Consider the following 15,071-nt stretch of genomic DNA (forward strand, 5'->3'; position numbering starts at 1 on the left):
AGAATTTGGAATGTCATATGTATCTTTAAGTGGTTTGTCCGCTGCTCAGTTAGATTTGAATACCACGAGTAACAACATTGCGAACGCTAACACGTATGGCTTTAAAGAGTCTCGTGCTGAGTTCGGCGATGTGTATTCAAACTCTTTGTTCACTAATGCGAAAACAACCCCTGGTGGTGGTGTTCAATCGCAGAAGGTGTCGCAACAGTTCCATGAAGGTTCAAGTATCTACACTAATAACCCAATGGACTTACGTGTCTCTGGTACGGGTTTCTTTGCAGTCGCAAAAGACCGTTTGATTCCTCAACAGAACGAATTAACACGTAACGGTGCGTTCCATTTAGATAAAAATAACTACATGGTAACGGCAAATGATGAGTTCTTACTTGGTTATCAAGTGAACCCGGATACAGGTGATGTTCTTTCTTTTGAACCTCAACCAATGAATATTCCTGCTGAGTTTGGTAAACCGAAACAAACAGCCAATATCACTGTTGGGGTTAACTTACCAGCTAACGGTGATTTGAAAGATCCGACTTTGTTTGATTATACCGATCCAGAAACATACAACCGTTCGACGTCATCAACTATTTATGACTCTATGGGGCAGGCGTATAAGTTAACCACGTACTACTTGAAAGACCAAACCCAGCCCAACACATGGCAGGTGTATTACACCGCAACCGATAAAAATGGTGAAAAACCCGTTAATATCGTCAACGGTGATGCAACCACCGCGTCTGGTCAAGTTGGTCATACGTTGAAGTTTAATAACGATGGTACATTGGCAAGCTTGAATAACGGTCAACCGATTGTATCTCAACCGTTAGGCAGTGGTACGGACCCATTAGACCTTAATGGTGCGGATGGTTCTCAAACGTTGTCGTTTAGCCTCGATGCGGCCACTCAGTTTGCTGCGCCTTTTGAGCTAACCAAGTTTGATGAAGATGGTGCGACGACAGGTTTCTTGACCAAAATCGACTTTGACGAAAACGGCAGTATCTTAGGGACGTATTCTAACGGTGAAAACGTGACTCTAGGTCGTGTCGGTTTGGTTCGCGTACCAAACGAACAAGGTTTGGATAAGAAGAGTGGTACCCAATGGGATGCAACCCAGTTCTCTGGTGATAAGATCTGGGGTGAGTCAAACAAAGGGTCGTTTGGTTCGATTAAAAACGGTTCATTAGAGCAGTCTAACATCGACATGACTCAAGAGCTGGTGGATTTGATCTCTGCTCAGCGTAACTTCCAAGCGAACTCTCGTGCGCTAGAAGTGCATAACCAACTGCAACAAAACATTCTACAGATTCGATAACCATCGGATCGGCAAACACGGTAAGCTGGCGGCAATCGCCAGCTTCTTTTTGCCTTCCTCTTGCCGCTTTCCTGCTTCTAATTCCTGCTTTTTCGTTGTTTTTCTTTTTATCTATTTGAATAATATAGATAAATAAAACATGGCACATCTATTGCTTTAATGACCAAGAACAACCGATTTTTGGGATGGAATTATGGATCGTGCTCTGTATCTGGCCATGAGTGGCGCAAAACAAAACATGCAAGCCATGCAATTGCGGGCGAACAACCTAGCAAACGTTAGTACGACAGGTTTTCGTGCCGACCTAGAGCAAGCGCGTTCTATGCAGGCATATGGTGCTGGGCTACCAAGTCGAGTATTCAATATGACTGAACGTCCTGGAAATAATTTCCAACAAGGCAGCGTGATCACAACAGGTCGCGATCTGGACGTCACTGTACAAGGTGAAGGATGGATTTCTGTGATGGATAAAACGGGCAAAGAAGGACTTACCCGTAACGGCAACTTACGTATCGATGAGACTGGCCTGCTACTGAACGGTAACGGATATCCGGTACTGGGAGAAACAGGTGCTCCGATTACGCTGCCCGTGCCGCTAAGTAAAATTGAGATCGGCAATGACGGTACGATTTCCGTTCGACCTCAAGGTGCTCCAGCGAACGCGATGGAAGTGGTTGACCGTATTAAGTTGGTAAGACCCAATGACCGCTCACTCTTTAAAGATGTTAATGGTCTGTTCCGTTCAAAAGACCCTAATGCGACTTACGATGCTGACGCGAATGTCAAAATCCTTACTGGCGCACTTGAGGGCAGTAACGTAAATGCGGTTGGTGAAATGACCAACCTAATTGACTTGCAACGTCGCTTTGAAATGCAAGTCAAAATGATGCGCACGGCAGAAGAAAACGACAAGTCGTCAGATTCGCTGCTTCGAATGAGTTAATGAGAGTCACAGGAGTTAAGTATGCAACCGGCACTATGGGTCAGTAAGACAGGCTTAGACGCTCAGCAAACCAATATTGCAACGATCTCGAACAACCTAGCTAACGCCTCAACCGTTGGCTTTAAGAAAAGTCGTGCGGTATTTGAAGATTTGTTTTACCAAAATATCAACCAACCAGGCGGTCAATCATCGCAAAATACCGAGCTACCAAGCGGTTTGATGCTTGGCGCAGGTTCTAAGGTTGTGGCAACCCAAAAGGTGCACACCAATGGTAATGCACAAACCACATCCAACGCACTGGATATGATGATTGAAGGGGATGGCTTCTTCCAGATCCTAATGCCAGACGGCAATATCGGTTATTCCCGCAATGGTCAATTTACTTTAAATGATCAGGGGCAATTAGTGACCTCTGGTAGCGGTTACTTGTTGCAGCCACAAATTACAGTGCCGCAAAATGCCATTTCCATTACTGTGGGTACCGATGGCGAAGTGTCTGCTCGTGTACGTGGTCAGCAGAATAACCAAGTGTTGGGGCAAATTACTACTGTTGATTTTATTAACCCAGGTGGTTTAGAGCCGATAGGTCAAAACCTCTATTTGCCTACCGGGGCGAGTGGTGATCCACAAGAAGGTGTACCAGGATTAGATGGTATGGGTAACGTTCGTCAGAACATGTTAGAAAGCTCTAACGTAAATGTGACGGAAGAGTTAGTTAACATGATTGAAGCTCAACGTGTCTATGAAATGAACTCTAAAGTCATTTCTGCAGTAGACAAGATGATGAGCTACGTTAACCAACAACTATAGTGCTTTAGGAAGAGGGTAAGGCGATGAAATCGTTAATCAGTCTGTCTTGTTTTGTTCTTTTGTTATCTGGTTGCAGCAATTTGTTGCAACAAGACTCACTGACAGAGCAAACACCAACAGTGTTGGATGCTGTTGAAGGTGATAAAGCACAAGATACCTCATCAACGGGGTTAGATGGGCTGGTAGATACATTACGTCAACGTAATGATCCAGTGGCTGACGATCCCGCTTGGGCTCCCGTTCATCCAAGAAAAAGGCCTGACCATTATGCTGCAGAAACGGGTTCTTTGTTTGACCCTGCGAGTGATAGAGGGTTGTACGATGACACTAAACCTCGTGGGTTAGGCGATATTATTACGGTCAACTTGAATGAAAGTACTAAAGCTGCAAAAAGTGCAGATGCCGACTTGTCTAAAAATAACGATGCCTCTATGGATCCTTTAAGTGTCGGCGGGCAAGAACTCACTATGGGGAACTATAACTTCTCCTATGCTTTGAAAAATGACAATAGTTTTTCTGGTAGCTCTGCCGCTAACCAAAGTAACAGTATTTCCGGTTCAATCTCCGTTCAAGTGATTGACGTATTGGCGAACGGCAATTTGGTGATTCGTGGCGAAAAATGGTTAACGCTAAATACGGGTGATGAATATGTACGCTTAAGTGGTACTGTTCGCCCAGATGACATCGGTAACGACAATACTATTGATTCCACACGTATTTCTAACGCACGTATCCAATACTCTGGTACGGGAACCAATAAAGATATGCAGGAACCTGGATTTTTGGCACGATTTTTTAATGTCTCTTTATAGACAAGATCTCGACGTCGAAAATTTGACTGTTTAGTTTGATGGATGAGGTCTTTTAAGACCTCATTTTTTTTGCAAGGGTTACCCGATGAAAAAGCTCACACTGATGTTATTGATGTTTGTTACGGTTAGCGCTCAAGCTGCTCGTATCAAGGACCTAGCACAGGTCGCCGGTGTCCGTAGTAACCAACTTGTGGGTTATGGATTGGTGACAGGTTTAGCTGGTACAGGTGAATCAACGCCATTTACTAACCAAAGTTTTAATACCATGCTCAAAAAATTCGGCATTCAATTGCCGGAGGGCACTAATCCAAATGCGAAAAATATTGCCGCGGTAATGGTAACGGCAGATTTGCCAGCTTTTTCTAAGCCTGGGCAAACGGTTGATATTACTGTGTCCTCTGTTGGTTCTGCGAAAAGTTTGCGTGGTGGTACCCTGATGCAGACCATGCTGAAAGGTTTGGACGGGCAAGTGTATGCAGTAGCGCAAGGTAATCTAGTGGTGAGTGGCTTTAGTGCCACTGGTGCTGATGGGTCAAAACTGGTGGGAAATACTCCGACCGTGGGGATGATCTCCAGCGGTGCGATTGTAGAGCGCGAAGTACCCACGCCATTTAGCCGTGGTGATTATATTACCTTTAATTTGTTTGAATCAGATTTTACTACGGCTCAACGTATGTCTGATGTAGTTAATAATTTCCTTGGACCTAACATGGCATCTCCTATGGATGCAACATCTGTAAGAGTGCGTGCACCACGTGATATTAGCCAACGTGTTGGCTTCCTCTCTGCGATTGAGAACCTAGAAGTAGACCCTGCTGATGGCGCAGCCAAGATCATTGTTAACTCACGTACGGGTACGATTGTGGTTGGCCAACATGTGCGCTTAAAGCCTGCAGCGGTTACTCATGGTGGTATGACAGTTGCTATAAAAGAAAATCTCAATGTTAGCCAACCGAACGCTTTCGCAGGAGGGCAAACCGCCGTTGTGCCTGACACTGACATTGAAGTGACTGAAAAGCAGGGCAAGATGTTTAAGTTTCAAACAGGAACGTCATTGGATGATCTAGTGCGAGCTGTGAACGAAGTGGGAGCTGCTCCATCGGATTTGATGGCGATATTGCAAGCACTGAAACAAGCCGGGGCCATTGAAGGCCAGCTTATTATCATCTAATCAAAGGAGTGGCAGATATGGCAAGTAGTCCAAACGACATTGGCTTTATTCAAGACATTGCTGGATTAGATGCATTGCGTCAAAAAGCAGTAAAAGGCGATAAAGCATCGGAGAAAGAAGCGCTAACAGCAGCAGCTCGTCAATTTGAAGCGATCTTTACCACCATGATGCTTAAATCGATGCGTGATGCCAATAAAGAGTTTAAATCCGACATGTTTGATAGTCGCAACGAAGATTTTTATCGTCAAATGCGAGATGAACAGATGACCAGTGAACTCAGTGCGAATGGCTCTCTTGGTTTGGCGGACATGATTGTTAAACAGCTCACAGCCTCCAATACCATCAATGAGCAAGGTGACCGTACGTTCCAAGATGCCATGGAGCGGGTCAAACAAGCACGCACCGTGCAGAATACTGCTATGCCTTCTGCCACGTCAGCCAAAGAAGTTAGCTCTGTTGCTGCGGCGCAAACTTCTGATGTAACCAAGATGGATTTCAGCTCTCCACAAGCGTTTGTCCGTTCCTTAAAACCTTACGCTCAAAAAGCGGCTCAAGCTTTGGGGATCGACTCTACTTTGCTTTTAGCCCAGGCTGCATTAGAGACGGGATGGGGACAAAAGCTGGTTAAAAATGCGCATCATAGCAGTAACAACCTTTTCAACATTAAAGCGAATTCTGCTTGGCAAGGAAATAGGATTGCCACACAGACACTAGAATATCAAAACGATATTCCAGTGATGGAAAAAGCAGCGTTTCGAGCTTATCCAAGCTACCAAGCCAGTTTTGATGATTATGTGAAATTTTTGGAAACCAATCCTCGTTACAGTGAAGCGTTAGCGCAACAAGGGGATGAAGCTTTTATTCGTGGTGTACATCAAGCTGGATATGCAACGGACCCTAACTACGCAGATAAAGTGTTGCGGCTTAAATCCCAAATCGAATCGATGGACAATATCTAGCTTCTCTTTTTCCGGGTCGATGCAAAATCGGCCCGTTCCAATTCAGTATTACCCCTCTATTTTTATATATTTCCTTGAGTTAAATCCTAGTTTCTCACTTGGCACGCATGTTGCTTTATTACCTATAGGAGTCAGTAATTACTGGCATTTTAATGGGTTTTTGGGGGCAATATGGCGTCTGATCTTCTGAACGTTGGTAGGCAAAGTGTCTTAACCGCTCAGAGACAACTCAATACCACTGGTCATAACATTTCTAATGTTAATACAGAGGGTTACAGTCGTCAGTCTGTGATCCAAGCGACCAATATGCCACGCCAGTTTGGCGGGGAGACTTATGGTATGGGCGTACATGTGGACAATGTTCGCCGCTCTTGGGATCAATTTGCCGTTAAAGAGTTAAACCTTGCCACTACTGACTATTCGAACAAGAAAGAGCATGAGCAGAATTTGGATATGTTGTCCAAACTGTTGTCTTCAGTTGCGTCGAAAAAAATCCCAGAAAATTTAAATGAGTGGTTCGATGCGGTGAAAACCTCTTCGGACACGCCAAATGATGTTGGGGCACGTAAAGTGGTATTGGAGAAAGCCAATATCATTGCTCAGAACCTTAATGACTTCCATGAAACTGTGCGTCGTGAATACGATAATACCAACCAAGGACTTGAAGTTGGTATTAAACGTATTAACCAACTGGCGATCGAAATTCGTGACTTACAGCGCCTTATGATGCGTACACCAGGCCCGCATAATGACCTGATGGATACCCATGAAAAGTTAGTGAAAGAACTCTCTGAATACACCAAAGTCACCGTTACTCCACGTAAAAATGCGGAAGGATTTAATATTCACATTGGTAATGGCCATACCTTGGTTTCGGGAACGGAAGCCAGCCAGTTAAAAATGATCGATGGCTATCCAGATGTGAAGCAAACGCGTTTAGCTATGGTTGAAGGTGATGGTATCAAAGCCATCACATCAAAAGATATTGGTGGTCAGATAGGCGCGTTATTTGAAATGCGGGATAAGAGCATTCCTAACTTATTGGATGAAATCGGCCGAATGTCGACCGCTTTTTCTTACGAAGTAAATAAGCTGCAACATCAAGGTTTGGACCTCAATGGTGACGTTGGTCAGGACTTATTTACAGACGTTAACTCAGACCGTATTGCTAAGGCCCGTGTGGTTACTTCGGGTCAATCGACGGCGGATATGGCTGTCTACATTGATAACGTTGCCAGCTTAAAAGGTGGCGAATATTCACTGCAGTATGACGGTAGCGACTATCACGTCACAAAGCCAAATGGTGAGCAAGAGACGATGGTAGAAAGTGGTGGCAATCTTTATGTGCGTGACAAGCAAGGCGATTTGACTACTTTGGACGGTATGCGTATTCAAGTTAATAACGATGCAGCGACGGGTGAACGTGTGCTGATACGGCCAACTCGTGCCGGTGGTGCCGACATTAAAGTGAAAACCAACGATCCAGCAAAGCTGGCCGCGCAAAGTTATGAAGCTTCAACGACTTTTGCTCAAGGCAGTGCGAAATTTTCGATCAACGCAGCGGGCACATTACGCGAATTTCAAGTGGTGATTAACGATTTGGGAAATGCCTTTTCGATTCGCGATAAAGACGGCAAGGTGCTTTTGGATAATCAAACCTATCCACCGAGTGGGCCCGTCTCATTCCAAGGCACGGAGTTTGAGTTAACCTCTGGGGCATTACCCAAAGATAAATTTACGGCAAACCTTGTCCCCTCCGAAGGGGATAATGGCAACTTGCGTAAGATGATTAACATCCAAAACGCCAAGAATATGGACGATAACGAATCGACCTTGGTGGATGTGTATCACAATCTAAATACCAACTTCGGTTTGAAACTATCCACCGCATCACGCCTGACCGATGTAGCTCGGTTGGAAAAACAGTCTGCAGAAGACCGTATCGCATCAGTCTCTGGGGTTAACCTGGATGAAGAAGCTGCCAATATGATGAAATTTCAACAGGCATATATGGCTTCATCTCGCATCATTCAAGCAGCGAATGACACCTTTAACACCATTTTGCAGTTGAGATAGGAGGAAGAATAAATGCTAAATAGAATCGCAAGCTTCCATAACTATCAAGCTGTACAGAATGACCTACGTCGTCAAGAAGTTAAGGTACACCATAACCAAGCACAATTGGCTTCGGGTAAAAAACTGCTCTCAGCAGCAGACAACCCATTGGCGACCCATTACATCCAAAACGTAGCTCAACAAGAAGAGCAGATTCGTCAATATTTGGATGCAATTACTTTGGTTCGTAACCGCTTAGAGCATCAAGAAGTCTTGGTTTCTAATGCGGAAGATTATGCCGATGATGCCACGCGCAACGTCATGGAAATGATTAACGGTTCGTTATCACCCCAAGACCGTGATGCACATGCACGCGTTTTAGAAGAGATGGCAGATAACTTCCTTAACTTAGCCAACTCTCAAGACGAATCAGGCAACTATATTTTTTCGGGTACTAAGCCAAAGAATCAACCGTTTTTCCGTGATAACGAAGGCAACGTAAGTTATTCCGGAGATGACTACCAACGCAAAATGCGCATTTCAAACAGCTTAGAAATGCCGTTTAACACTCCTGGTAGCAAGTTGTTTATGGAGATTGATAACCCCTTTGGTGACTACGAGCCTGACTACCAGTTGCAAGAAGGTTCGGAACTATTGCTGGAAAGAGCAATAAACACCAATGCTAATGATGATTCGAACTACAAAGTGACGTTCGTGGACATGAACAATGGCAAGTTTGGCTATCAATTGGAACGTGATGGCAGTGTGGTGCAAGCCAGTGAATTTGATCCTAAAGAAGGGATTAAATATCAAACAGGTGATAACACGCTGACAATACAAGTGAAAGGGCAGGTGACCGCTGGCGATGAAATTAGCTTAACACCGCGTAAAACCTATAGCGTATTTGATAGCTTCCAAGATGCGATCAAATACTCCAAGGGGTCGGTGTCCGATGCTTCATCAACAGCCAAGTTGCAACAGGCATCAGAAGAGCTGCATCACGCCTTTATTCACTTAAGTAAATCGAGAACCGATATCGGAGCTCGTTTGGATACCTTAGATATCCAAGAAGAACAGCATCAAGATTTTAAACTCAGCTTGGCGAAATCTAAGAGTGAGTTTGAAGATTTGGATTATGCCGATGCCGTGATTGAATTTAATGAAAATTCACGTGCCTTGGAGGCATCACAAAAAGCATTCGGTAAAACCAAGGATTTAACTTTATTTAATTACATCTAATCTTCAATGCCTTACGTGCTATGCCGTATGTGCGAGATGAGTTGTGGTGAAAAATTGGCCTAATAGTTGCTCATAGTTAAATCAGATAGCCAAAGCGGCAATTAAGCGGCAACGCTTGTAGCCAGGAGGCGGTAATCTTAGAGCTTATGCATAAGGTTACACTTAATATTCCATGTAACTTATTGATTATAAAGTGTTTGTAAATTTTTTAATCAAAATTAATTAAGTTGGCACAGGAATTGAATTAATCAGTTAAAGGGTGGAAACCCGATTAAACCGGCAGTGATGCAGGTTTAACCCAGTGATTCACGGTCATGCTTCCAATCAGAGTAAAGCTGACCGCTTCGCAAGGGCTTGCGAACTCGACAGGAGAGCAAACTATGACCATTAACGTAAATACTAACGTATCGGCGATGACGGCCCAACGTTACTTGAATAAAGCGTCAAACGAGTTAAATACCTCAATGGAACGCTTGTCTTCAGGTAATCGCATCAACAGTGCAAAAGATGATGCGGCAGGTCTGCAAATTTCTAACCGTTTGAGCGCTCAGTCTCGTGGTCTAGAAGTCGCTATGCGTAACGCTAACGATGGTATTTCAATCGCACAAACTGCTGAAGGTGCGATGAATGAATCCACTAATATTTTGCAGCGTATGCGCGATTTGGCTCTGCAATCTTCAAACGGTACTAACTCAGAATCAGAACGTAAAGCGCTGAATGAAGAGTCAGTAGCGCTGCAAGACGAGCTAAACCGTATTGCTGAAACCACCTCATTCGGTGGGCGTAAATTGCTTAACGGAACCTTTGGAGAGTCTGCTTTCCAAATCGGTTCAAGCTCTGGTGAGGCGATCATCGTTGGCTTAACGAGCATACGTGCAGATGACCAGCGCATGGGCGGTGTCAGTTATAAATCGGAACAAGGTAAAGACAAAAACTGGGGGGTGCCTCCTCAAGCTCGAGACCTTAAGTTCGAATACACCGATGGCGATGGAAAACCAGTGACTGTCGATATCAATGCCAAACCTGGTGATGATATTGAGGAACTTGCCACTTACATCAACGGTCAAACTGAAGGCGTTAAAGCCTCTGTAGACCAAGACGGTAAGCTGCAGCTATTCGTGCCGGAATCAGGGATCCGTGGAAACCTAAATATTTCTGGTGGCTTAGCGAGTGAGTTAGGACTTAATGGTGGTCCGGGTCTAAAAACAACAGTTCAAGATATTGATATCAGCACCGTCGGTGGTTCACAAAACGCGGTTGGCGTTTTGGATGCTGCACTGAAATATGTCGATTCGCAACGTGCTGATTTGGGTGCGAAGCAGAACCGTCTCGGTCACAGCATTAGTAACTTATCGAATATCCAAGAGAACGTAGAAGCCTCGAAGAGCCGCATCAAAGATACGGACTTTGCGAAAGAAACGACTCAATTGACCAAAGCACAGATTCTGCAACAGGCAGGGACATCAATCCTTGCCCAAGCGAAACAGTTGCCAAGCGCTGCAATGCAACTATTGCAGTAGCTTTGGAAGCTTCACTAATAAGCTCAGACGTGGGTATGTAGTGAGGCCTCTTTGGCAACGTATGATAACCGACTGGTATGAGGCTCTCTCAATCAAACCTGCCTCTAATCTGACGTCATCATACGCCCCTGGTTAGCCAATAATGTGTTCATTTCTCTTGATCTCCACATTGGCGATGGCTACCACCAATAGCCCCGGTTCTCTCAAAGGAAAAGGGGCTTTTCTTCTTTTTATCCTTCTATTGCATCCCTTAGCTGCTGCTTATTTATACGAAATGTATTGCACCGGCAGTTAGCTGCATTTCTTTAATTTTTTTTGTGACTTCTGTTCAATTTTGTGGCGTTGTTCGCATTCCTATCTACTCCTTTCTCTTTTTTAACTATTTTCTCAGTTTTCATTAAAGGAACGCTTAAGTGGGTCGTTAACAGAGATAACTTTGAGAGAACTACTGGTTTTCCGAGACGTCGGAAACCGCACGGGAGTTCCGCTTGCCGGAAAATCAATAGGAGGCACCACAATGGCGGTTAATGTTAATACCAACGTGTCAGCGATGACTGCACAACGTTACCTGAACAGCGCAAGTAATGCTCAACAAGCATCTATGGAGCGTTTGTCTTCAGGTTACAGAATCAACAGCGCTAAAGATGATGCGGCTGGTCTTCAAATCTCTAACCGATTGAATGTCCAAAGCCGTGGTCTTGATGTTGCTGTACGTAACGCAAATGATGGTATCTCCATTGCGCAGACTGCTGAAGGCGCAATGAAAGAAACAACCAACATTCTTCAACGTATGCGTGACTTGTCCCTACAATCGTCTAACGGTTCAAACTCTAAGTCTGACCGTCAAGCGATTCAGGAAGAAGTAACGGCTTTGAATGACGAATTGAACCGTGTAGCGGAAACCACTTCATTTGGTGGTAACAAGCTACTTAACGGTACGTTCCAAACTAAAGCGTTTCAAATCGGCGCAGATAACGGCGAAGCTGTTAACCTAAGCCTTAAAGATATGCGTAGCGACAACAGAATGATGGGTGGTACCGGATATGTTGCAGCTGAAGCAAAAGGTAAAGATTGGGGCGTAAAACAAGGCTCTAACGATCTAAGTATTACCTTAAAAGATAAATCAACAGGTCAAGACCAAACGATCAACATCAAAGCAAAAGAAGGCGATGATATTGAAGAGTTGGCTACTTACATCAACGGCCAAACCGATATGGTGAAAGCGTCTGTTGATGAAGACGGTAAACTGCAAATGTTTACTGACAACAACAAAGTCGATGGTCCTGTCACATTCGGTGGTAGCCTTGCTGGTGAACTGAATATGGGTCCTGGTAAAGCTGAAACAGTTAATGACATCGACGTTACTTCGGTTGGTGGTGCTCAACAAGCTGTTGCAGTTGTCGACTCAGCGTTGAAATTTGTTGATAGTCACCGTGCGGAACTTGGTGCATTCCAAAACCGTTTCGGTCACGCGATCAGTAACTTAGAAAACATTAACGAAAATGTGAATGCTTCTAAGAGCCGTATCAAAGATACAGACTTTGCGAAAGAGACTACCGCTCTTACGAAATCGCAAATTCTATCTCAAGCTTCAAGCTCTGTTTTGGCGCAAGCTAAACAGGCTCCTCAAGCAGCGTTGGCTCTACTGGGTTAATCCCTTTACGATGACCAATATGCAAAAATCCAGCTTCGGCTGGATTTTTTCTATCTTGCCCAAAGAAAACAGTCTTGGTTTCTCCAATCCTAACTTCTTATCTACTGAAATCTAATCCCAATAACAGTTGTTATCTGATCATTCTAGCTGGTCATTACGTTCAAGTTTAAAGCTCACCTAAGCGATTGTGTGACATGATTTTTTCGGTCATGCCTACTTGCATAGATTTAAGGTTGAAACGGCTAGAAGTACTTATACGGCGCAATCATCATATATGGTTTAACAGCCTGTGTAAGAGGCTCGCTGAAACAGTATCTTGAAGTTACTTGGGTATAGCGGCATTGGGGATTCAAAAAGTATTGGAGATTTAAATAGGGGATTGGACAAAAAGTGAAATGCCAGATAAAACAAAACCCAGCATTGCTGGGTTTGTTTATTATGGTGCGGAAGGGGAGACTTGAACTCCCACACCTTGCGGCGCCAGAACCTAAATCTGGTGCGTCTACCAATTTCGCCACTTCCGCATGTTTGTAGATAACTCGACTGGATAGATATCGAATCATCGTTGTAATATGGCAGGTCTACCTGGATTCGAACCAGGGAATGGCGGCATCAAAAGCCGCTGCCTTACCGCTTGGCGATAGACCTACAGCTGATAGTTTTCACTATCAAAATAATGGTGCGGAAGGGGAGACTTGAACTCCCACACCTTGCGGCGCCAGAACCTAAATCTGGTGCGTCTACCAATTTCGCCACTTCCGCAACTTGTTCTATAGATAACTCGACTTGGATAGACTATCGAATCATCGTTGTAATATGGCAGGTCTACCTGGATTCGAACCAGGGAATGGCGGCATCAAAAGCCGCTGCCTTACCGCTTGGCGATAGACCTACAGCTGATAGCTTACGCTATCTAAATATGGTGCGGAAAGGGAGACTTGAACTCCCACACCTTGCGGCGCCAGAACCTAAATCTGGTGCGTCTACCAATTTCGCCATTTCCGCATGTTTTGCTGATCACCCGATACACTATCGAGCCATCTAAATAATGGCAGGTCTACCTGGATTCGAACCAGGGATGACGGAATCAGAATCCGTTGCCTTACCGCTTGGCGATAGACCTGCTACACAGTCACTTGAAGCACTTTGGTGCGGAGAGAGGGACTTGAACCCTCACGTCCGTTAGGACACTAGCACCTGAAGCTAGCGCGTCTACCAATTCCGCCATCACCGCGAAGTTGGGTCAAGTGATTGTAATGGTATTATGGTGGCTACGACGGGATTCGAACCTGTGACCCCATCATTATGAGTGATGTGCTCTAACCAACTGAGCTACGTAGCCATCTAAATTATGGTGCGGAAGGGGAGACTTGAACTCCCACACCTTGCGGCGCCAGAACCTAAATCTGGTGCGTCTACCAATTTCGCCACTTCCGCATGTTTGTAGATAACTCGACTGGATAGATATCGAATCATCGTTGTAATATGGCAGGTCTACCTGGATTCGAACCAGGGAATGGCGGCATCAAAAGCCGCTGCCTTACCGCTTGGCGATAGACCTACAGCTGATAGTTTTCACTATCAAAATAATGGTGCGGAAGGGGAGACTTGAACTCCCACACCTTGCGGCGCCAGAACCTAAATCTGGTGCGTCTACCAATTTCGCCACTTCCGCAACTTGTTCTATAGATAACTCGACTTGGATAGACTATCGAATCATCGTTGTAATATGGCAGGTCTACCTGGATTCGAACCAGGGAATGGCGGCATCAAAAGCCGCTGCCTTACCGCTTGGCGATAGACCTACAGCTGATAGCTTACGCTATCTAAATATGGTGCGGAAAGGGAGACTTGAACTCCCACACCTTGCGGCGCCAGAACCTAAATCTGGTGCGTCTACCAATTTCGCCATTTCCGCATGTTTTCCTAAAAGCTCTATTTAAAAGCGCTTAGGAAATGGTGGCTACAACGGGATTCGAACCTGTGACCCCATCATTATGAGTGATGTGCTCTAACCAGCTGAGCTATGTAGCCATGTTTTTAGAGCGAGACAATATAATACAATCTTACTCTAAGTTCCAATACTTTTTATGCATTGAAATACAACAAATAAGTGGCAGGTCTACCTGGATTCGAACCAGGGAATGGCGGCATCAAAAGCCGCTGCCTTACCGCTTGGCGATAGACCTACAGCCGATAGCTTTCGCTATCTAAAATAATGGTGCGGAAGGGGAGACTTGAACTCCCACACCTTGCGGCGCCAGAACCTAAATCTGGTGCGTCTACCAATTTCGCCACTTCCGCATTATTTCCTAAAAGCTCTATTCAAAAGCGTTTAGGAAATGGTGGCTACAACGGGATTCGAACCTGTGACCCCATCATTATGAGTGATGTGCTCTAACCAGCTGAGCTATGTAGCCATTTCCAAATTGTTGCTCTCGCTGCTAAGTTGCCTTGTCGTTGAGAACGGAGCGCATTATGCGGATATGACTGGAGAGCGTCAATAGTTTTTTTGAATAAATTCCCCAAAAATGACCGTTCGTGTTTTTTTTAAGCAAAGAGGCGTGTTTGTGATCAAAAACTGCTAATAAAA

General features: G+C 44.7%; 10 protein-coding genes and 17 tRNA genes. 10 read left to right on the top strand and 17 right to left on the bottom strand.

Annotated elements, in window-relative coordinates; translation table 11 throughout:
* Positions 1-10: 10 nt before the first annotated feature.
* From flgE to JCM16456_RS03700, 10 genes are all read left to right on the top strand, one after another.
* Complete coding sequence (gene flgE, locus JCM16456_RS03655) at positions 11-1,315, top strand: flagellar hook protein FlgE (RefSeq protein ID WP_068712472.1); 1,305 nt, start codon at positions 11-13, stop codon at positions 1,313-1,315.
* A gap of 193 nt (positions 1,316-1,508) precedes the next feature.
* Complete coding sequence (gene flgF, locus JCM16456_RS03660) at positions 1,509-2,258, top strand: flagellar basal-body rod protein FlgF (RefSeq protein ID WP_068712474.1); 750 nt, start codon at positions 1,509-1,511, stop codon at positions 2,256-2,258.
* 21 nt (positions 2,259-2,279) lie between these two features.
* On the top strand, positions 2,280-3,068 hold the full coding sequence (flgG, locus tag JCM16456_RS03665; protein ID WP_068712476.1) for a flagellar basal-body rod protein FlgG: 789 nt from the start codon (positions 2,280-2,282) through the stop codon (positions 3,066-3,068).
* 23 nt (positions 3,069-3,091) lie between these two features.
* Positions 3,092-3,880 (top strand): flagellar basal body L-ring protein FlgH, encoded by a 789-nt coding sequence (gene flgH, locus JCM16456_RS03670; RefSeq protein WP_068712478.1) that lies wholly within the window; start codon positions 3,092-3,094, stop codon positions 3,878-3,880.
* 85 nt (positions 3,881-3,965) lie between these two features.
* Entirely contained in the window at positions 3,966-5,051 is a 1,086-nt protein-coding gene (locus tag JCM16456_RS03675) for a flagellar basal body P-ring protein FlgI (protein WP_068712480.1), read from the top strand.
* Positions 5,052-5,068: 17 nt separating this feature from the next.
* Positions 5,069-6,010, top strand: a complete 942-nt coding sequence (flgJ, locus tag JCM16456_RS03680; RefSeq protein ID WP_068712481.1) for a flagellar assembly peptidoglycan hydrolase FlgJ — start codon at positions 5,069-5,071, stop codon at positions 6,008-6,010.
* A 171-nt stretch (positions 6,011-6,181) separates the two neighbouring features.
* Positions 6,182-8,086, top strand: a complete 1,905-nt coding sequence (flgK, locus tag JCM16456_RS03685) for a flagellar hook-associated protein FlgK (protein ID WP_068712483.1) — start codon at positions 6,182-6,184, stop codon at positions 8,084-8,086.
* Positions 8,087-8,098: 12 nt separating this feature from the next.
* Positions 8,099-9,304, top strand: coding sequence for a flagellar hook-associated protein FlgL (gene flgL, locus JCM16456_RS03690; protein WP_068712485.1), 1,206 nt, complete (start codon positions 8,099-8,101; stop codon positions 9,302-9,304).
* Positions 9,305-9,684: 380 nt separating this feature from the next.
* Entirely contained in the window at positions 9,685-10,824 is a 1,140-nt protein-coding gene (locus JCM16456_RS03695; RefSeq protein WP_068712487.1) for a flagellin, read from the top strand.
* Between the two features lie 517 nt (positions 10,825-11,341).
* Positions 11,342-12,478 carry a flagellin gene (locus JCM16456_RS03700; RefSeq protein ID WP_068712489.1) on the top strand — a complete coding sequence of 379 codons (1,137 nt, stop codon included), beginning with the start codon at positions 11,342-11,344 and terminating at the stop codon, positions 12,476-12,478.
* A 439-nt stretch (positions 12,479-12,917) separates the two neighbouring features.
* On the opposite strand, the gene JCM16456_RS03705 is transcribed toward JCM16456_RS03700, so the two are convergent.
* The 17 genes from JCM16456_RS03705 to JCM16456_RS03785 form a co-directional block, all read right to left on the bottom strand.
* Positions 12,918-13,002 (bottom strand) — tRNA-Leu (locus JCM16456_RS03705).
* 49 nt (positions 13,003-13,051) lie between these two features.
* Positions 13,052-13,126, bottom strand: a tRNA-Gln gene (locus JCM16456_RS03710).
* Positions 13,127-13,155: 29 nt separating this feature from the next.
* Positions 13,156-13,240 (bottom strand) — tRNA-Leu (locus JCM16456_RS03715).
* A gap of 55 nt (positions 13,241-13,295) precedes the next feature.
* Positions 13,296-13,370 (bottom strand) — tRNA-Gln (locus tag JCM16456_RS03720).
* 28 nt (positions 13,371-13,398) lie between these two features.
* Positions 13,399-13,483 (bottom strand) — tRNA-Leu (locus tag JCM16456_RS03725).
* A gap of 44 nt (positions 13,484-13,527) precedes the next feature.
* Positions 13,528-13,601 (bottom strand) — tRNA-Gln (locus tag JCM16456_RS03730).
* A 24-nt stretch (positions 13,602-13,625) separates the two neighbouring features.
* Positions 13,626-13,712, bottom strand: a tRNA-Leu gene (locus tag JCM16456_RS03735).
* A gap of 31 nt (positions 13,713-13,743) precedes the next feature.
* Positions 13,744-13,820, bottom strand: a tRNA-Met gene (locus JCM16456_RS03740).
* Between the two features lie 10 nt (positions 13,821-13,830).
* Positions 13,831-13,915: transfer RNA gene (locus tag JCM16456_RS03745), tRNA-Leu, on the bottom strand.
* Positions 13,916-13,964: 49 nt separating this feature from the next.
* A tRNA-Gln gene (locus JCM16456_RS03750) sits at positions 13,965-14,039 on the bottom strand.
* A gap of 29 nt (positions 14,040-14,068) precedes the next feature.
* Positions 14,069-14,153 (bottom strand) — tRNA-Leu (locus JCM16456_RS03755).
* 55 nt (positions 14,154-14,208) lie between these two features.
* Positions 14,209-14,283 (bottom strand) — tRNA-Gln (locus JCM16456_RS03760).
* Positions 14,284-14,311: 28 nt separating this feature from the next.
* Positions 14,312-14,396, bottom strand: a tRNA-Leu gene (locus JCM16456_RS03765).
* A gap of 39 nt (positions 14,397-14,435) precedes the next feature.
* Positions 14,436-14,512 (bottom strand) — tRNA-Met (locus JCM16456_RS03770).
* Between the two features lie 80 nt (positions 14,513-14,592).
* Positions 14,593-14,667: transfer RNA gene (locus JCM16456_RS03775), tRNA-Gln, on the bottom strand.
* A 30-nt stretch (positions 14,668-14,697) separates the two neighbouring features.
* Positions 14,698-14,782, bottom strand: a tRNA-Leu gene (locus JCM16456_RS03780).
* Positions 14,783-14,821: 39 nt separating this feature from the next.
* A tRNA-Met gene (locus JCM16456_RS03785) sits at positions 14,822-14,898 on the bottom strand.
* Between the last annotated feature and the right edge of the window lie 173 nt (positions 14,899-15,071).

Origin of the sequence: Vibrio tritonius (genome assembly GCF_001547935.1) — a bacterium.
Taxonomy (GTDB): domain Bacteria; phylum Pseudomonadota; class Gammaproteobacteria; order Enterobacterales; family Vibrionaceae; genus Vibrio; species Vibrio tritonius.